The sequence below is a fragment of the Cyanobium sp. NS01 genome (assembly GCF_014280235.1).
GTDB lineage: Bacteria > Cyanobacteriota > Cyanobacteriia > PCC-6307 > Cyanobiaceae > NIES-981.
Map to the genome: position 1 here is coordinate 2189320 of NZ_CP047940.1, position 17788 is coordinate 2207107.

Here is a 17788-nt window from a genome sequence, read left to right on the forward strand (position 1 = left end):
GTCCTCCACCCTCCAGAGCTCCCGCCCTTCTGTTGCTCTGCGCCTGCCGTGGCTGATTCCGATATCCAGGGCGTGGGCGTGGGTCTGCGCTCGCCCCACTACGCCGACATCCTCAGCAGCTGGCCGGCACTTCCCTGGTTTGAAGCTCTCTCAGACAACTACCTCGGCGGGGGCCTGCCCCTGCATCACCTCAGCCTGATCCGCGAGCGCTATCCGATCACCTTGCATGGGGTGGGCCTCTCGCTCGGTTCGGTGGATCCGCTCAATCAGGCCTATCTCCAGCGCCTGAAAGCGTTGGTGGATCGGGTGCAGCCCAGCTTCGTTTCGGATCATCTGGCCTGGGTGTCCCAGGGGGGCCGCTACTTCCATGACCTCGCCCCACTCCCTTACACCGAGGAGGCCCTGGTGCATGTGGCCGAACGCATCCAGCGCGTGCAGGACTTCCTGGGACGGCAGATTCTGATCGAGAACCTCTCCCCCTATGTGAGCTTTGCCGCAGCCGACTACCTCGAATGGGAGTTTCTCAGTGAGCTGGCCCGCCGGGCCGACTGTTTCTTGCTGTTGGATGTGAATAATGTGTTTGTGAATGGCTTCAATCACGGCTTCGATCCGCTCCTCTATCTCGATGCCCTGCCCGCCGAGCGGGTGAAGGAAATCCATCTCGCCGGCTATGAGGAAGAGGGCAGCTTCCTCTTCGACACCCATGGCCGCGCCGTGCAGGATGGGGTCTGGGCGTTGTACCGGCAGGCTCTGCAGCGCTTTGCCCAGGTGCCGGCCCTGATCGAGTGGGACACCGACATCCCCTCTCTCGATGTGCTGATGGCGGAGGCTGCCAAGGCGGAGGCGCTGCGCTCGGATCAGGCGCTGCCATGAAGCTGGCAGCACTCCAGCAGCTTTTCGCCGCAGCGGCCCTGGGCACGGCCAGCGAGCCCGAGCAGGCCCGCCTGGCAGCTCAGCTGCAGGGCAGCCGGGTGTTGCCGGCCCGGCAGGGGATCGAGGCCTACCGCACCAGCGTGAACGGCAAACTGCTGCGCAGCCTTGAGCAGATCTATCCCGTCTGCCAGCGGCTGGTGGGCGAGGCGTTCTTCCAGGCCATGGCGTCTGCATTCCTGGAGCACGGGGTTTCCCGCTCGCCAGACCTGGGCGACTACGGCGCCGGGTTGCCCGGGTTCCTGGCGGAGTTCCAGCCGGCCCGTGCCCTTCCCTACCTGGCGGATGTGGCGCAGTTGGAATGGCTCTGGCACCGGGCCTTCAATGCCCCGGATCAACCCAGCCTCAATCTGCAGGCCCTGGTTGGTGTGCCTCCCGAGCACTGGGATCGGCTCGTGTTCCGTTTGCCGGCCGGGGCTGCCCTGATCGCCTCCGACTACCCCATCCACCGCATCTGGGAGGTCAACACCAACCCCGCGGTGCAGCACCAAGTGGTTGATCTCGATCAGGGAGGCATTCAGATCTTCGTGTGGCGCGACGGCCACACCACGCGCCTTGATCTTCCCGGCGAGCCGGAATGGCAGCTGCTCCAGGCCTTCGCGCGGGGGTTGCCCTTCGGTGAGGTCTGCCGCCAGGGCGTGGAGATCTCCTGCGCCTCGATCGGCTCCATCCTGCCCCTCTGGGTGCAGCGCGGCTGGCTGCGCGATTTTGCGCTGCAGGATGCCGGTATTGGATCAGCACGGGGTGATCAAGACACTGCTGCGACAGAAGGGTGTTGTTGATGGCGCGCTGAGGGGAAGCGGATTTCAACAGGTCATCGAGGCACGATCAAGCGTCGCAACGCGCAGCAGCAATGCAGAACATCAGAATGCCCAACAGCGTTAGTCTTCAACCAATCAGCCGCAAGCGCTCTATAATGACTCCCTTGCCTTGAAAGAAGCCTGCTTCCAACAATGTTGTCTCCATCCCAGTTGTCTGCCAAGCCCTGCGCAACAGCCTTTGAGGACTTTGCACGATTGGCCGATTATTCATTGCTGGATGGCTTGAATGCCGACCCTGATGCCACGGAAGATGGTGATGATCACCGGGTCAGGCAGGTCTTTTCTGGCCATTACGTACCTGTCTCGCCCACACCGCTTGCCGACCCTGTCTATATCGCCCATAGCAGCACGTTGTTTGCTGAACTTGGCCTGAGCGACGAACTGGCCCTGAACCAGGGCTTTCGCCAGGTCTTTTCCGGTGACCTTTCTGCCACCCCTGAGCCCATGCGACGGGTTGGCTGGGCCACCGGGTATGCCCTGTCGATCTATGGCACCGAATACATCCAGCAATGTCCGTTTGGCACGGGCAATGGTTATGGCGATGGTCGGGCGATCTCTGTCTTTGAAGGTGTGTTCAAGGGCCAGCGTTGGGAGATGCAATTAAAGGGTGGCGGCCCCACGCCCTACTGTCGTGGTGGCGACGGGCGTGCCGTGCTGCGCTCCAGTGTGCGTGAGTTTCTGGCCCAGGAGCACATGCACGCTTTGGGCGTTCCCACATCGCGCTCGTTGACGCTGTATGTTTCGACATCCGAGACCGTTGTGCGGCCTTGGTATTCGCCGCAATCCCGCTCCAGCAATCCTGATATTGCGGTGAGCAATCCTGTGGCTATTTCTACTCGCGTTGCACCATCTTTTTTGCGGGTCGGTCAACTGGAGCTGTTTGCTCGCCGTGCTCGCAGCAAGGCACACCCTGGCGCACTGGACGAGTTGCGCATGATCGTGTCCCATCTCATCGAGCGGGAATATCGACAGGACATTGACCGAGGTCTTGCCTTTGTCGATCAGCTCGTTGAGCTGGCCAGGTGTTTTCGCGGCCGCCTCACCGCCCTGATCGCCAACTGGCTGAGAGTGGGGTACTGCCAGGGCAACTTCAACAGTGACAACTGCGCCGCTGGTGGCTTCACGCTTGACTACGGCCCCTTCGGATTCTGCGAGCTGTTTGATCCTGCCTTCCAGCCCTGGATCGGCGGCGGTGATCACTTCGCCTTCTTTAATCAACCGACCGCCGCTGAAGCGAACTTCCATATGTTCTGGACCGCTGTGCGACCACTGCTCACAGACCATCCTGAAGCCCTGGACCGTTTCGATCACGTGCGTCGTGACTTTGCCGCGGCGATGGAAACGGAACTTCAGGCCATGTGGGCTGCCAAGCTTGGCTTGAGCACATCCAATCCAGCCCTGGTCACAGCATTGCTGCAGTTGATGGCTGAAACAAAGGTGGATTACACCATCTTCTTCCGCGAGTTGTCCCATCTGCCAGATCAGGCCTCAGCCCTGAACAGCAGCTTCTACACCAACCCATCACAGCAGCTCGATCAGCAATGGCAGGCTTGGCTGCAACGCTGGCGCGACCACGTCGGCAACGACCGTGATCCAGCTGAGGTGTCAGCACAGATGAAGCAGGTGAACCCCAAATACACCTGGCGAGAGTGGCTGATTGTGCCCGCGTACGAACAGGCCATGCAGGGTGACTACGCCTTGGTGAGGGAGTTGCAGCACGTTCTTTCCCACCCGTACGAAGAGCAATCAGAGGAGGTGGAAGCTCGCTATTACCGCTTGAAGCCTGAGCAATTTTTCAATGCAGGGGGCGTTTCCCACTACAGCTGTTCGTCGTGATGCTGCATGAGGGCGACGGTTGATCAGCGCCCCGCCTGAACGCCCATGCATGAGCTCAGCATCATGGAAGCGGTGCGCGATCAGGCCCTGGAGCAGGCCGAGCGCCATGGCGGCGGTCTGATCACCGCCATCACCCTGCGCATCGGCAGCCTGGCCGGGGTGGAGATCGACGCCCTGGCGCTGGCCTTCGAGGTGGTGATGGCCGGCACCCCTGCCGCCGCGGCGCGGCTGCTGATCGAGCCGGTGGCGGCGGAATGTTTCTGCGCCAGTTGCCAGGCGCCGTTTCCTGCCCAGAATGGGGTGTGTGAGTGCCCCCGCTGCGGCGCCATCAGCCGCCAGCTCCTGCGGGGCCGTGAGCTGCAACTGGCCTCCCTGGAGCTGGCCGATCCGGAGCCCTGCTGACACCCCCATCGGGAGCCTGCTGAGATGTGCACCACCTGCCACTGCGGCCAGAGCGAACCGGCCGTGATCAACGCCCCCTCCCCCAGCGCCCGCCGGCTGGAGCTTGGGGCGGCCCTGCTGTCGCGCAACGACGCCGTGGCTGCCAGCCTGCGCCGGCGCTTCACGGCCGCAGGCCTGCCCGTGCTCAACCTGCTCTCCTCGCCCGGCTCCGGCAAGACCGCCCTGCTGGAGCGGCTGGGGCGCGACTGGAGCGGCAGCGGCCGCCTGGCGGCAATCGTGGGCGACCTGGCCACCGACAACGACGCCCGCCGCCTGCGCGCCGCCGGCATCGAGGCGGTGCAGATCACCACCGGCCAGGCCTGCCACCTGGAGGCCGCCATGCTGGAGCCGGCCCTGGAGCGCTTTGATCTGGCCGCCCTGGAGCTGCTGGTGATCGAGAACGTGGGCAACCTGGTGTGTCCGGCCGCCTACGACCTGGGCGAAAGCCTGCGGCTGGTGCTGCTGTCGGTCACCGAAGGGGGGGACAAACCGCTCAAATACCCGGCCATGTTCCACAGCGCCGATCTGGTGGTGATCAACAAGATCGACCTGGCCGCCGCTGTTGACTTCGACCGCGACCACGCCCGCCGCCACATCGCCAAGGTGGCGCCGGCGGCTCCCATCGTGGAGGTGTCGGCCCGCACCGGGGAGGGCATGGCCCAGCTGCGCGACGCCATCACCGCCGGGCTGGCCGCGCCGGCCCTGGCCTGAGGCCGCAGCTCCGTGACCGATCCGGCCCGGTTGCTGCTGCACTGCCGCGGCACCGTGCAGGGGGTGGGCTTCCGGCCGTTTGTGCACCGCCTGGCCAGCGCCCTGGAGCTCAGCGGTGAGGTGGAGAACGTGGACGGGGCGGTGCGGGTGGACCTGCACGGCGAACGCCCGGCCCTGGAGCGCTTTCTGGGCCGCCTCAGCAGCGAGCTGCCCGTTCCCGCGCGCCTGGAGCCGGTGGAGCCCAGCTGGCTGCCGCCCCTCTCTCAGCCACCGGCGGGCCTGCGCATCGCCGCGGCTGCCCCCCGGCCCCTGGGCACCGGCCTGATCGCCCCGGCCCTGGTGGCCGATCGGGCCCCCTGCAAGGCCTGCCTGGCCGAGCTGGCCGACCCCGCCAACCGCCGCTACCGCTACCCCTTCATCAGCTGCTGCGCCTGCGGGCCGCGCTACTCGATCGCCACCGCCACCCCCTTCGCCCGCGCCCACACCACCCTGGCGGCCTTCCCGCTCTGCCCCGCCTGCCGGCGGGAGTTCAGCGATCCCGCCGATCGCCGTTTCCATGCCGAGACGATCGGCTGCCCGGTCTGCGGCCCGCAGCTCAGCCTGGTTCAGGCGGCCTCGGCAGACCGCGAGCCGATTCAGGCGGCGGCGGCCCTGCTGCTGGCCGGCGGCATCCTGGCGCTGCAGGGGGTGGGCGGCTTTCAGCTGCTGGTGGATGCGTCCCAGCCCGAGGCCATCGCCCGGTTGCGCCGGCTCAAGCGGCGGCCCCACAAGCCCCTGGCCCTGCTGGTGCACGATCCCGCCGCCCTGGAGAACTGCGTGCAGATCTCGCCCCTGGAGCGCGACCTGCTGCACACCCCGGCCGCCCCGATCGTGCTGCTGAGGCGGGCCGATCCCCTGGCCGCGGAGGCCTGGCCGGGGGTGGCCCCAGGCAGTGCCCAGCTGGGGGTGATGCTGAGCGCCTCGCCCCTGCACCAGCTGCTGGCCCGGGCCGTGGGCCGCCCCCTGGTGGCCACCAGCGGCAATCTCAGCGGTGATCTGCTCTGCACCGATCCCCAGGAGGCCCGCCAGCGGCTGGCCGGCATCGCCGATGCCCTGCTGCACCACAACCGCCCCATCGCCCGCCCCCTCGACGATTCCCTGGTGCAGGTGGTGCAGGGCCGGCCGCGGCTGCTGCGCCGGGCCCGGGGCCATGCCCCCGCCGCCCTGCTGCTGCCGCTGGCCCCGCCCGCCGACTGCCGCGCCCTGGCCCTGGGGGGCGATCTCAAGAACGCCGCCGCCGAGGCCAGCGGCGGGCACATCTGGCTGGCGCCCCACCTGGGGGATCTGGCCGGTCCGCGCCAGCACAGGGTGCTGGAGGTGTGGCTGCAGGAACCACGGGCAGGGCCGCAGCCGCCCCAGTTGATCGCCTGTGATGCCCATCCGGGCTATGTCAGCCAGCGGCTGGCCAACGACGCCATCACCAGCTGGAACCGGCAGGCAGCCGGTTCAGCGCCGGTGAGGTTGGTGCCGGTGCAGCACCACCGGGCCCATGGCCTGGCGGTGGCGGCGGAACACGGCTTGCCGCTGCCCTTGCTGGTGTGGGCCTGGGATGGCCTGGGCTACGCCCCCGGCCAGGGCACCGGCCACCAGCTCTGGGGCGGCGAATTGCTGCGGCTCAACGGCCTTGACTCCACGCGACCTGCAGCCGAGCGGCTGGCGGCCCTGCGGCCCTTTCCCCTGCCCGGCGGTGAACGGGCCATGCGGGAGCCCAGTCGGGTGGCGCTGGGCCTGCTGGCCGCTCTGGAGGATGGGCGCTGGCTCGACCATCCGGCCGCGCAGTGCTGCCGCGAGGCCTTTGCCGAGGCGGAGCTGCCCCTGCTGCTGGCGGCGCTGCGGGCCGGCTGCCAGGCACCCCAGACCTCATCGGTGGGGCGGCTCTTTGACGGCGTGGCGTCGCTGCTGGGGGCGTGTCAGCGGCAGAGCCATGAGGGCCAGTCCGGCCTGCTGCTGGAGGGACTCGCCCGCCGCGCCCAGGCCCAGCGGCGGGCCGAGGACCAGCGGCAGGCCGAGGCCCAGCGGAAGGCCAACTCCAGGCGGGCCGGCGGTTCACCGCTGTTGCCGCTGTTGCCGGCCCCGGACCTGCCCCTGGGCTGGCTGGACTGGCAGCCCTTGCTGCGCCACCTGCTGGAGCAGCGCCGCCAGGGGGTGGACGCAGCCAGGCTGTCCCTGGCCGTGCACCAGGCCCTGGCTGATGCGATGGCGGCTGCTGCGGCTGCGGCCGCGCCGCCAGGGGCGCCCCTGGCGCTGGCCGGGGGCTGCTTCCAGAACGCTCTGCTGCTGGAGCTCTGCGCCGCGGCCGCCCGCTCCGCGGGCCTGCGGCCCTTCTGGAGTGAGCAGGTGCCCTGTAACGACGGCGGCCTCGCCCTGGGCCAGCTGTGGGCAGTTTGTGAGCGGCCTCCCTAGAACGGAAGTAGCCCTCGCGGCACGGCCATGTGCCTGGCCACAGCAGGATTGATCCTGGCGATCAGCGACGCCGCCGATCCCCTCTGGCGCCGGGCCGATGTGGATTTCGGCGGCGTGCGCCAGCAGGTGAGCCTGGCCTGTCTGCCCCAGGCGCTGGTGGGCGATCGGGTGCTGGTGCACGTGGGCGTGGCCCTGGCGCTGGTGGATGACGACACCGAATCCCCCCTGGCGGAGCTGGAGCCATGACCGTTGCCGCAAGACCAGATCCAGGCGCCTGCATCACGGTGGATGGCAACGAGGCCGTCGCCCGGGTGGCCTACCGGCTCAACGAGGTGATCGCCCTCTACCCGATCACGCCGGCTTCGCCGATGGGGGAATGGGCCGATGCCTGGGCCGCCGAGGGGCGCCCCAACCTCTGGGGAGCGGTGCCGGAGGTGGTGGAGCTGCAGAGCGAGGCGGGGGCGGCCGGCACGGTGCACGGCGCCCTCCAGGCCGGGGCGCTCACCACAACCTTCACGGCCTCCCAGGGGCTGCTGCTGATGCTGCCCAACCTCTACAAGCTGGGCGGCGAGCTCACGCCTGCGGTGCTGCATGTGGCGGCCCGCTCCCTGGCGGCCCAGGGGCTCTCGATCTTCGGCGACCACAGCGACGTGATGGCCACCCGGGGCAGCGGCTGCGGCATCCTCTGCTCGTCCTCGGTGCAGGAGGCCGCCGATGGCGCCGTGATCGCCGCCCGGGCCAGCCTGCTCAGCCGCCTGCCCTTCCTGCACGTCTTCGACGGCTTCCGCACCTCCCACGAGATTCAGAAGGTGCACGCCCTCAACGACGCGCTGCTGCGCCAGATGATCCCGGAGCAGGCGATCCGGGATCACCGCGCCAGGGCCCTGAGTCCGGCCCATCCGGTGCTGCGCGGCACCGCCCAGAACCCGGATGTCTACTTCCAGGCACGGGAAGCGGTGAACCGTTTCTATGACGCCGCGCCGGGCCATCTGCTGGAGGCGATGCAGCGGTTCGCCGCCCTCACCGGCCGCCACTACCGCCCCTACGACTACGCCGGCCCCGCCGATGCCGAGCGGGTGCTGGTGCTGATGGGCTCGGGGGCCGAAACCGCCCTGGAGGCCAGCGAGGCCCTGCAGGCCCGCGGCGAGCGGGTGGGGGTGCTGAAGCTGCGTTTGTTCCGGCCCTTCGCGGCCCGCTGGCTGGTGGAGGCCCTGCCCGCCAGCACCCGGGCGATCGCGGTGCTGGATCGCTGCAAGGAGCCCGGCGCTCCGGGCGAACCGCTCTACCTCGATGTGCTCGCCGCCGTCAGTGAGGAGTGGCGCCAGGTGCATGGCCCCCAGCCGCAGCCGCTGCTGCTGGGGGGCCGCTACGGCCTCTCCTCCAAGGAGTTCACGCCGGCGATGGTGAAGGCCGTGTTCGATCACCTCCAGGCGGCACTCGCCGGCTCAGGCGATGGTGCCCGTCCCCTCAATCACTTCAGCGTGGGCATCCACGACGACGTGACCCGGCGCTCCCTGGCCCTCGATCAGGCCTTCGTCACCGAGCGTCCCCGGGCCCAGAGTGGCCAGGTGCGGGCTGTGTTCTACGGCCTCGGCTCGGATGGCACCGTGGGCGCCAACAAGGCCGCCATCAAGATCATCGGCGAGGGCACCGATCTGCACGCCCAGGGCTACTTCGTCTACGACTCCAAGAAGGCCGGCTCGGTCACGGTGTCGCACCTGCGCTTCGGGCCGCAGCCGATCCGCTCCACCTACCTGATCCAGCGGCCCACCTTCGTGGCCTGCCACCAGTGGGACTTCCTGCGCCGTTTCGATCTGCTGGCGGGCATCGAGCCCGGCGCGGTGCTGTTGCTGAACAGCCCGTTCGAGAGCGCCGAAACCTGGATCCGGCTGCCCGAGCCCGTGCGGCAGCAGATCAGGCAAGCCGGCCTGCAGGTGCATCAGATCAACGCCGAGCGGGTGGCGCGCCAGGCCGGCATGGGGCCCCACATCAACACCGTGATGCAGGCCTGTTTCTTCGCCCTCAGTGGCGTGCTGCCCCGGCAGGAGGCGATCGCCCGCATCCGCGCCTCGATCCACCACAACTACGGCCGCAAGGGCGAGGCGGTGGTGGCGATGAACCTGGCGGCCCTCGATGCCAGCCTCGACCACCTGGAGCCCCTCGACTGGCGCCAGCACGACGCCCAGGCTGCCGCAGGCAGCAGCGACCCCCAGGCTGCCCCGCCTGATCCGGCCACCCTGCCGGGCACCGGCGAGCGCCTGGCCGGCGCGCCGGCCTTCGTGCGGCAGGTGATCGGGCCGATGCTGGAGCGCCGTGGGGACGAGCTGCCGGTGAGCGCCCTGCCCTGCGATGGCACCTGGCCTGTGGGCACGGCCCAGTGGGAGAAGCGCAACATCGCCACGGCCGTGCCGGTGTGGGAGAGCGACCTCTGCGTGCAGTGCGGCAAGTGCGTGCTGGTGTGTCCCCACGGGGTGATCCGCGCCAAGCTGGCGGCGCCTGAGGCCTTCGCGGCGGCGCCTGAGGGCTTTCGCACCGCCCCCTGCCGGGACCGGGCGTTCGCCGGCCAGACCTTCACACTGCAGGTGGCCGTTGAAGACTGCACCGGCTGCTCCCTGTGCGTGGAGGTCTGCCCGGTGCGCGATCGCAGCCAGCCGAAGCGCAAGGCGATCAACATGGTCCCCCGGCGTGCCGAGCTGCCGGCCGCCCGCGGCCACTGGGACTTCTTCCTGCAGTTGCCCCATCCGCCCCGGGAGCTGCTGGATCCGCACCGCGTCGCCCACCAGCAATGGCTGGAGCCCCTGTTCGCCTTCTCGGGCGCCTGCGCCGGCTGCGGCGAAACCCCCTACCTGAAGCTGGCCAGCCAGCTGTTCGGCGATCGCATGCTGGTGGCCAATGCCACCGGTTGCAGTTCCATCTACGGCGGCAACCTGCCCACCACCCCCTGGAGCGCCAATGCCGAGGGCCGTGGCCCCGCCTGGAGCAACTCCCTGTTTGAAGACAACGCCGAGTTCGGCTACGGCATGCGCGTGGCCCTGGATCAGCAGCGCGCCATGGCCCTGGAGCTGCTGGCTCAGCTGGCGCCGTTGCTGCCGCCCAGGCTGGTGGAGGCGACCCGGGCCCACGCCGGCGGCGCCCCAGCCGACCAGGCCGGCGAGGCCGCGATCCTGGAGCAGCGCCAGCGGGTGGCGGAGTTGAAGCGCTGCCTGCAGCAGTTGCTCGGCCTCGATGGCGGCCAGGAGCCGGGTGGGCTGAGCGGCTCCGATCGCCCGCTGGCCGAGCGCCTGCTGGATCTGGCCGATGCCCTCACCAAGACCAGCGTCTGGCTGGTGGGCGGCGATGGCTGGGCCTACGACATCGGTTTCGGCGGGCTCGACCACGTGCTGGCCAGCGGCCGCGATCTGAACGTGCTGGTGCTCGACACCGAGGTGTACTCCAACACCGGCGGCCAGGCCTCCAAGGCCACGCCGCTCGGGGCCGTGGCCAAGTTCGCGGCCTCGGGCAAGGCCGCCGCCAAGAAGGATCTGGGCCTGATGGCGATGACCTACGGCCACGTCTACGTGGCCAGCGTGGCGATGGGCGCACGCGACGAGCACACGATCCGGGCCTTCCTGGAGGCCGAGAGCTATCCGGGCCCGTCCCTGATCCTGGCCTACTCCCACTGCATCGCCCACGGCATCCCCATGGCCCGCGGCATGGACCACCAGAAGCTGGCGGTGGACTCGGGCCGCTGGCTCCTCTACCGCCACGATCCCCGCCGCGCCGAGCGGGGCGAGAACCCGCTGCAGCTCGATAGCCCAGCGCCGCAGCGCTCTCTGCGGGAGGCCATGGCCGCCGAACAGCGCTTCGAGGTGCTTCGCTACAGCCAGCCGGAGCGGGCCCGCGAGCTGTTGAACCAGGCCGAGGCCGAGCGGGCGAGCCGCTGGGCCCGCTACCGCGCCCTGGCCCAGCCCTGGAGCCGCCAGAGCGGCCCGCCTCAGCCATGAGCGGGCCCGACCTCGCCACCACCTACCTCGGCCTGCCGCTGCGCACGCCCCTGGTGGTGGGTGCTGCCGGTCCGCTGAGCGAGAGCGTGGAGGCGCTGCAGGAGCTGGAGCGCTGCGGTGCGGCGGCCATCGTGCTGCACTCGCTGTTCGAGGAGCAGATCGAGCGGGAGCAGCTGGCCCTGCACCACCTGGGCCAGCAGGGCGCCGAAAGCTACGGCGAGGCCATCAGTTACCTGCCGGAACCAGCGCTGCAGCACGGCGGGGCCGACGCCTACCTGCGCCTGATCGAGCAGGCCCGCCGCCGCCTGACGATCCCGGTGATCGCCAGCCTCAACGGCCGCAGTCCGGGCCGCTGGGTGGAGAGCGCCCGCCGCATCGAGGCGGCCGGCGCCGCGGCCCTGGAGCTGAACATCTACGCCATTCCCACCGATCCGGAGCTCTCCAGCGCCGCGATCGAAGCCCAGGTGGAGGAGATCGTGCGGGAGGTGCGCGCCGAGGTGGCCCTGCCGCTGGCCGTGAAGCTGGGGCCGTTCTTCAGCAACTTCGGAGCGATGGCCCGGCGCCTGGAGCACTCGGGTGCCCAGGGGCTGGTGCTGTTCAACCGCTTCTACCAGCCCGACATCGACATCGAGTCGATGACCGTGCGGCCCAACCTGCTGCTCAGCACCCCCCACGACCTGCGCCTGCCGCTGCGCTGGATCGCCCTGCTGCACGGCCGCGTGGGCCTGGACCTGATCGGCAGCGGTGGCGTCCACCGCGGCACCGATGTGGTGCGTCTGCTGATGGCCGGTGCCGCCGCCATCCAGGTGGTGGCGGCCCTGCTGCGCCATGGCCCCGGACGCCTGCAGGGGCTGGAGGATGAACTCGCCACCTGGATGCGCGACCACGAGGTGGCGAGCGTGGCCGCCCTGATCGGCTGCATGAGTCAGGCCCACTGCCCCAATCCCGAGGAGTACGAGCGCGCCCAGTACATGCAGGCCATCCACAGCTACAGCCCGGCCGGCGCGGCCACGGCCCGGGGGCCCTGGTGAGCAGCACCACGGCGGTCACCGCGCTGGCCGCCAGGCTGCGGGCCACGGTCACCCGTCCCTGGACGTTGATGGAGGTGTGCGGCGGCCAGACCCACGCCATCGTGCGCTGGGGCCTCGACCAGCTGCTGCCGGATGGGCTGCGGCTGATCCACGGGCCGGGCTGTCCGGTGTGCGTCACCCCCGCCGCCAGCATCAACCAGGCCCTGGCTCTGGCCCGTCGCCCGGAGGTGATCCTCTGCGCCTATGGCGACATGCTGCGGGTGCCGGGCAGCGAGCCGGGCGACGACCTGCTGCGGGTGCGGGCCGCAGGGGGGGACGTGCGCCTGCTCACCTCGCCCCTGCAGGCGATCGCCCTGGCCCAGAGCCACCCCGCCCACCAGGTGGTGTTCCTGGCCGTGGGCTTCGAGACCACCGCTCCGGCCACGGCGCTGCTGGCTCAGCAGACGGCCCGGTTGGGCCTGGCCAACCTGTCGCTGTTGATGGCCCACGTGCGGGTGGTACCGGCCATGGCGGCGATCCTGGCGGCGCCCGGCAACCAGGTGCAGGGCTTTCTGGCGGCCGGCCATGTGAGCACGGTGATGGGCCTGGAGGAACTCCACCCCCTGGTGGAGCGGCATCAGGTGCCCGTGGTGGTGAGCGGCTTCGAGCCCGAGGAGCTGCTGCGCGGCGTGCTGGGCTGTGTGGAGCTGCTGGAGGCCGGCAGGCCCGCCGTGCTGAACGCCTACCCGCAGGTGGTGCGCGAGCAGGGCAACCCCGGGGCCCGGGCCCTGCTGCAGCAGGTGTTCCAGGTGGTGGATCAGCCCTGGCGGGGGCTGGGCGTGATCGCGGCCGGGGGGCTGGCCCTGCGGCCCGAGCTGGCCTGGCTCGATGCCCGCGGACGCTTCGATCTGGCGGAGCAGGGCCGGGCCGAGGGGGCGGGAGCCCAGGAGTGCATTGCCGCCCAGGTGCTGCAGGGGCGGGCGCTGCCCAGCGACTGCGCCGCCTTCGGCAGCCGCTGCCGGCCCGAACACCCGCTGGGGGCGCCGATGGTGTCGAGCGAGGGGGCCTGCGCGGCCTACCACCGCTACCGGGCGGTTCCATGCAGGAGCTGATCCAGCTGGCCCATGGCGGCGGCGGCACCCTGATGCAGCAGCTGATCGACCGGGACCTGCGGCCCCTCTACGCCGATCCCGCCCAGGTGCTCCACGATGCCGCCAGCCTGGCGCTGCCCCATGGCCGGCTCGCCTTCAGCACCGACGGCTACGTGGTGCAGCCCCTGGAGTTCCCCGGAGGCGACATCGGCCTGCTGGCCGTGATCGGCACCGCCAATGACCTGGCCATGGCCGGAGCGCGACCCCTGCACCTGAGTGTGGCCCTGATCCTGGAGGAGGGCCTGCCGCTGGCGCTGCTGCGCCGGGTGGTGGCCTCCATGGCCGCGGCCGCCCGGCTGTGCGGCCTCACCATCGTGACCGGTGACACCAAGGTGGTGGAGCGCGGCAAGGGCGATGGCCTGTTCATCACCACCAGCGGCATCGGCCTGCAGAGCCTGGGCGGAGCGCAGCCGGCAGCGCCCGATGGCCCGGCCCTTGTTCCCAGCGCGATCCAGCCCAGCGCGATCCGGCCCGGCGACCAGCTGCTGGTGAGCGGCGATCTGGGCCGCCATGGCGTGGCGATCCTCGCCGCCCGCCACGGACTGCAGCTGGATCCGCCCGTTCTGTCTGACTGCGCTCCCCTCTGGCCCCAGGTGGAGCGGATGCTCGCCGCCGGCCTGCGGCTCCACTGCCTGCGGGACCTCACCCGCGGCGGCCTGGCCAGTGCCCTGCAGGAGCTGGCCGAGGCGGCGGGGGTGGAGCTGGCGATCGAGGAATCGCGGCTGCCGGTGATCGAGCCCGTGGCCCGCACCTGCGCCCTGCTGGGTTTCGAACCGCTGCATCTGGCCAATGAGGGCCGTTTCGTGGCGGTGGTGCCCCCTGAACACAGCGCCCAGGCCCTCGCCCTGCTGGAGCCCGACGGGGGCGCCTGGATCGGTGCGGTGCGGCCCGCCGCTGGCCGACCCCAGGTGGTGCTGACCACGGCCCTGGGTACGCAGCGGCTGCTGCTGCCCCTCAGTGGGGAGCTGCTGCCGAGGATCTGCTGAGCGGCGCCTTCTGCCACAGGGCCAGTCCGCCGCCCCGGCCCCGGGCCACCAGCCAGGCCCCATCGCCCTGCTGCCCCGTGGCAATCAGGGCGAAGAACGGCAGCGCCCGCGGCTCGGGGCGCTGCAGTGCCTTCTGCAGCAGCAGCCGCTCCCCCCAGCGCAGTTGCAGGCGCTCGAACCAGAACAGCAGCAGCGGCCGCCGCCCCCGCAGTTCACCGGCGCCGTCAAAGCGGAGCTGCAGCCGGCCCAGCTGCACGCTGTTGGTCACGGCCAGGGCGCCATCGCTGCCGGGATGGAGCTCCAGGGTGGCGGCCAGGGGGCGCAGCAGGGCCGCGGCTGCCAGTGGTCTGGCCTGCTGGCGGCTCCAGAGCCGGCTCAGCAGCCAGGCACCCTCCATTTGAGGGGCGGTGAGGCCCGAGCCCTGGCTGCGGCTGCGCCGCTCCAGCTTCAGGATCGCGTCGCCGTCGGGAACGCTCACACCCGGCGGGGGCACCATGCTTCACAACGCGCAATCAATCCATGGGTATCCCTGCTCAATCTGCTTGCTTCCTGAACGTGCTGTTCATACGGTTTATGCACGTTCCCTCACACTAGGCGCCATGACAGCCTCCCACATCAACACGTCCTTCGCCCCTCGCAGTGGTGAACATCCCGCCACCGCAGCCTTCCCCGCTGCTGATCATGACCCTGTAGAAGCCTACTTCGAGTGCATCACCAGCTGCTCGGTTGACGACGGCGAGTGCGTCACCACCTGCACAGAGATCCTTCGAGAACATAACTGAATCAACCAGTACATCCAATTCACCAGCAACACTGATCCATTGGAGCCAGTCGATCCATGGATCGATCAACCTGATTAAGATCCCGAGCTGACTTCTGGATTGACACTTGGCTCTCACGCGGCACACGGAGCCCTACCCCCACTGGGAGTTCACGGATGGCTCCAGCGCCGAGGTGCTGCAGGTGGTGCCTGAGCGCGGCGGACTGGTCACCGGCTGGCGCAGCCTGGGCCGTGACTGGCTCTATTTCGACACCGAGCGCTTCACCGATCCATCCTGTTCGGTGCGCGGCGGCATCCCGGTGCTGTTTCCGATCTGTGGCGGGCTGCCGGGCGATGCGGTTCGCCTGCCCCAGGGACTGGTGCAGCTGAGCCAGCACGGCTTTGCCCGCGACCGGCCCTGGCAGCTGGCTGAACGTGCCGATGGCCAGGGGGTGAGCCTCAGCCTGGAACACGACACCATCACCCTGGAGGCCTTCCCCTTCCGGTTCCGGCTGCAGCTCGACTACCGCCTCGCCCCCGGGCTGCTTGAGATCACGGCCAGGGTGGAGAACCAGAGCAGCTCACCGATGCCGTTCAGCCTCGGGCTGCATCCCTACTGGGCTGTCACCAGCCTCGCGGATGTTCGTCTGGAAGGCCTGCCCCAGCAGGGTTTTGACCACCTCAGCATGGCGGAGGCGCCCACCGCCGCGGCCCTGGCCCAGCTGGAGCAGGGGGTGGATCTGCTGGTGCGGCCCAGCGGGCCGGTGAGCCTGGTGGACGGGGCCACAGGCTGCAGGGTGAGCCTGGAGCCCCAGGCGCCCTGGGATCTGGCCGTGATCTGGAGCGATCCGCCCCGGCCGATGCTGTGCCTGGAGCCCTGGACGGGCCCACGCCTGTCCCTGATCAGCGGCGATCGGCTGCTGCACGTGCCCCCAGCCGATGGCCTCAGCCTGCAGTGCCGCTATGTGGTGGCGTTGTCCTGAGGGGTCAGGGGCGGCGGCAGGGTGCTCGGGTTGCCGTTACGCATGGCCTGGTAGCCAGGCGAGAGGATTTCGATCTTGGCGTCGGCGAACTGATCCTGAATCGCACCGAGCAGCTGAGAGAGGGTTTCACGGTATTTCTTGGAATCACGGATGCTGGCGGTGAGTTCGTAGCTGATGTTGAAGTCGTTGAGGCTGGTCTGCAGTACAAACGGTTCTTCTTCCCGGCTGATGCCTTCCACACTTTTCGCAGCACTGATCATCAGCTCATGCACCTGGCGCCAGGGCACGTCGTAGCCGATGGTCACCGTGGTGCAGACGGCCACCGGCTTGCGGATCTCGCGCCTCGAGAAGCTGTAGTTCACCACCGATGAGGTGATCACCGCCGCATTGGGGATGCTCACCAGTTCATTGCGAGGGGTGCGGATGCGGGTCACCAGCAGGGCCCGCTCCTGCACCAGTCCGATCACGCCGTTGATCTCCACCCGATCGCCCTCCAGGAAGGCCCGGGTGTAGATCAGCATCAGGCCGCTGATCACATTGGTGGCTACGGCGCTGGAGCCGAGGGCGGCCAGCACACCGAACAGCAGGCCTGCTCCCTGGAAGGCCCGGCTGTCGGAGCCTGGGATGTAGGGGAAGGCGAACAACAGGCCCGCCAGCACGATGAAGGTGTTGGCGATCCGGCAGGTGGGAATCGCCCACTCGCGGTAGAACCAGGAGATCTTCAGCCGGCCGCGCCGCAGGGCTGAGAACAGGAAGTTGCTGAGTCGCACCATCAGCGCAGTGCATACCCCGATGAACCCGATCCAGAGAAGGTTGGGCACCAGGCTGAGCACAGCCTCCACCACCTGCATGAACCAGGTCAGCAACTGGCCCCGCAGGCCCGCGGCCATGGCCTGGGTGGGTGGGAAGAAACCGAGCAGCAGGGGAATCAGCAGCCAGCTGATCAGCAGCAGGGCCCCCCAGTGCGCCGTGTTGAGCAGCAACCGCGTAGTCACGATCGTCTGTGCCGGGGTGACAAGGGTCTGCTCCCCGAGCTTCAACTTGGGCGCCAACGCCACGGTGCGACGACTCAGCCAGCGCAGCAGCCGCTTGTGCAGCCGCTGCTGCCAACGCACCCACAGCACGTACACCGCCAGCACCAACACCGCCAGCAGGGTGCCGACGATCCAGGAGCGCTTGCTGTTGCGGGCGCGGTAGTTGCGCACGGCGGTGCGGATCTGATCGCGGTAGCGCTCGGCCAGCGCCTGCCGGCTGAGGCCCGCCTGCTTGGCGGCCCGGTCGTCCACGGCCAGGCCAGGCAGGAACTTGCCGTCTGAGGCGAGCAGCCCCACCGTGGCGTAGGGATCCTGATCCCGCACCACGATCCGATCGGCCCGGAAACCAGGGTTTCGCACCAGGCGCTCGAGATGCCCGGTGATGCGTCGGGCCACGTCCTTGGGGTTCTGAGCGCCGGCGGCACTCTTGATCTCGATCACCCGGCGGCCATCCAGCATCACCCAGGCCCCCGCATCGTCTGCCGGGTTCGTGGCGGCGCTCTTGGTGTCTGGCTTGGCGCTGTCCTGCTTCGCCTGGGCAGTGAGCTGTTGACTGGCCAGGGTCTGCAGGGCCGGCTGTGCCAGGCACAGCGCCTGCATCGGCCCGATCGCCAGGAGCACGGCCACCATCAAGCCGCTCAGCCAGCGCCAGGTCTGCCCCGTCTGTTTCAGGCTGAACCAACGCCGCATGGCCAAGGTG

General features: G+C 69.4%; 14 protein-coding genes. 12 read left to right on the forward strand and 2 right to left on the reverse strand.

The genetic code is table 11. From position 1 onward, the window contains the following. The first annotated feature begins 48 nt into the window (after window positions 1-48). The 11 genes from CyaNS01_RS11475 to hypE all read left to right on the forward strand — a co-directional run bounded on the left by CyaNS01_RS11475 (window position 49) and on the right by hypE (window position 14311). Window positions 49-873 (forward strand): DUF692 domain-containing protein, encoded by an 825-nt coding sequence (locus tag CyaNS01_RS11475; protein WP_186697186.1) that lies wholly within the window; start codon window positions 49-51, stop codon window positions 871-873. After that, window positions 870-1712, forward strand: coding sequence for a DNA-binding domain-containing protein (locus CyaNS01_RS11480; protein ID WP_186697187.1), 843 nt, complete (start codon window positions 870-872; stop codon window positions 1710-1712). Before CyaNS01_RS11475 ends, CyaNS01_RS11480 begins: the two co-directional genes overlap by 4 nt. A 171-nt stretch (window positions 1713-1883) precedes the next feature. Beyond that, the gene (locus CyaNS01_RS11485) at window positions 1884-3587 is read left to right on the forward strand and encodes a YdiU family protein (RefSeq protein ID WP_186697188.1); all 1704 of its coding nucleotides are present in this window, start codon (window positions 1884-1886) and stop codon (window positions 3585-3587) included. 45 nt (window positions 3588-3632) lie between these two features. Further along, window positions 3633-3989, forward strand: coding sequence for a hydrogenase maturation nickel metallochaperone HypA (locus CyaNS01_RS11490; protein WP_186697189.1), 357 nt, complete (start codon window positions 3633-3635; stop codon window positions 3987-3989). Window positions 3990-4013: 24 nt separating this feature from the next. Beyond that, the gene (gene hypB, locus CyaNS01_RS11495; protein WP_186697190.1) at window positions 4014-4739 is read left to right on the forward strand and encodes a hydrogenase nickel incorporation protein HypB; all 726 of its coding nucleotides are present in this window, start codon (window positions 4014-4016) and stop codon (window positions 4737-4739) included. Between the two features lie 12 nt (window positions 4740-4751). Further along, window positions 4752-7181: a carbamoyltransferase HypF gene (gene hypF, locus CyaNS01_RS11500; RefSeq protein ID WP_222934184.1), complete on the forward strand. Its 2430-nt coding sequence runs from the start codon at window positions 4752-4754 to the stop codon at window positions 7179-7181. Between the two features lie 27 nt (window positions 7182-7208). Further along, window positions 7209-7427, forward strand: a complete 219-nt coding sequence (locus CyaNS01_RS11505) for a HypC/HybG/HupF family hydrogenase formation chaperone (RefSeq protein WP_186697191.1) — start codon at window positions 7209-7211, stop codon at window positions 7425-7427. After that, on the forward strand, window positions 7424-11164 hold the full coding sequence (nifJ, locus tag CyaNS01_RS11510) for a pyruvate:ferredoxin (flavodoxin) oxidoreductase (RefSeq protein WP_186697192.1): 3741 nt from the start codon (window positions 7424-7426) through the stop codon (window positions 11162-11164). Before CyaNS01_RS11505 ends, nifJ begins: the two co-directional genes overlap by 4 nt. Further along, entirely contained in the window at window positions 11161-12195 is a 1035-nt protein-coding gene (locus tag CyaNS01_RS11515; protein ID WP_186697193.1) for a dihydroorotate dehydrogenase-like protein, read from the forward strand. Before nifJ ends, CyaNS01_RS11515 begins: the two co-directional genes overlap by 4 nt. 68 nt (window positions 12196-12263) lie before the next feature. Beyond that, window positions 12264-13286, forward strand: coding sequence for a hydrogenase formation protein HypD (hypD, locus tag CyaNS01_RS11520; RefSeq protein WP_370561840.1), 1023 nt, complete (start codon window positions 12264-12266; stop codon window positions 13284-13286). Next, complete coding sequence (gene hypE, locus CyaNS01_RS11525; protein ID WP_186697194.1) at window positions 13274-14311, forward strand: hydrogenase expression/formation protein HypE; 1038 nt, start codon at window positions 13274-13276, stop codon at window positions 14309-14311. Before hypD ends, hypE begins: the two co-directional genes overlap by 13 nt. On the opposite strand, the gene CyaNS01_RS11530 is transcribed toward hypE, so the two are convergent. Next, window positions 14280-14807: a hypothetical protein gene (locus tag CyaNS01_RS11530; protein WP_186697195.1), complete on the reverse strand. Its 528-nt coding sequence runs from the start codon at window positions 14805-14807 to the stop codon at window positions 14280-14282. The genes hypE and CyaNS01_RS11530 overlap by 32 nt on opposite strands. Window positions 14808-15199: 392 nt before the next feature. On the opposite strand from CyaNS01_RS11530, the gene CyaNS01_RS11535 reads away from it, so the two are divergent. Then, window positions 15200-16054, forward strand: coding sequence for a galactose mutarotase (locus tag CyaNS01_RS11535; RefSeq protein ID WP_186697196.1), 855 nt, complete (start codon window positions 15200-15202; stop codon window positions 16052-16054). Here the strand turns inward: CyaNS01_RS11535 and CyaNS01_RS11540 are convergent. After that, window positions 16033-17778 (reverse strand): mechanosensitive ion channel family protein, encoded by a 1746-nt coding sequence (locus CyaNS01_RS11540; RefSeq protein ID WP_225875950.1) that lies wholly within the window; start codon window positions 17776-17778, stop codon window positions 16033-16035. The genes CyaNS01_RS11535 and CyaNS01_RS11540 overlap by 22 nt on opposite strands. Between the last annotated feature and the right edge of the window lie 10 nt (window positions 17779-17788).

Bases quoted from the DNA above. Each gene is read 5' to 3' on its own strand.
- CyaNS01_RS11480 (WP_186697187.1), top strand. From the start codon at position 870: ATGAAGCTGGCAGCACTCCAGCAGCTTTTCGCCGCAGCGGCCCTGGGC.
- CyaNS01_RS11485 (WP_186697188.1), top strand. From the start codon at position 1,884: ATGTTGTCTCCATCCCAGTTGTCTGCCAAGCCCTGCGCAACAGCCTTT.
- CyaNS01_RS11490 (WP_186697189.1), top strand. From the start codon at position 3,633: ATGCATGAGCTCAGCATCATGGAAGCGGTGCGCGATCAGGCCCTGGAG.
- hypB (WP_186697190.1), top strand. From the start codon at position 4,014: ATGTGCACCACCTGCCACTGCGGCCAGAGCGAACCGGCCGTGATCAAC.
- CyaNS01_RS11505 (WP_186697191.1), top strand. From the start codon at position 7,209: ATGTGCCTGGCCACAGCAGGATTGATCCTGGCGATCAGCGACGCCGCC.
- nifJ (WP_186697192.1), top strand. From the start codon at position 7,424: ATGACCGTTGCCGCAAGACCAGATCCAGGCGCCTGCATCACGGTGGAT.
- CyaNS01_RS11515 (WP_186697193.1), top strand. From the start codon at position 11,161: ATGAGCGGGCCCGACCTCGCCACCACCTACCTCGGCCTGCCGCTGCGC.
- hypD (WP_370561840.1), top strand. From the start codon at position 12,264: ATGGAGGTGTGCGGCGGCCAGACCCACGCCATCGTGCGCTGGGGCCTC.
- hypE (WP_186697194.1), top strand. From the start codon at position 13,274: ATGCAGGAGCTGATCCAGCTGGCCCATGGCGGCGGCGGCACCCTGATG.
- CyaNS01_RS11530 (WP_186697195.1), bottom strand. From the start codon at position 14,807: ATGGTGCCCCCGCCGGGTGTGAGCGTTCCCGACGGCGACGCGATCCTG.
- CyaNS01_RS11540 (WP_225875950.1), bottom strand. From the start codon at position 17,778: ATGCGGCGTTGGTTCAGCCTGAAACAGACGGGGCAGACCTGGCGCTGG.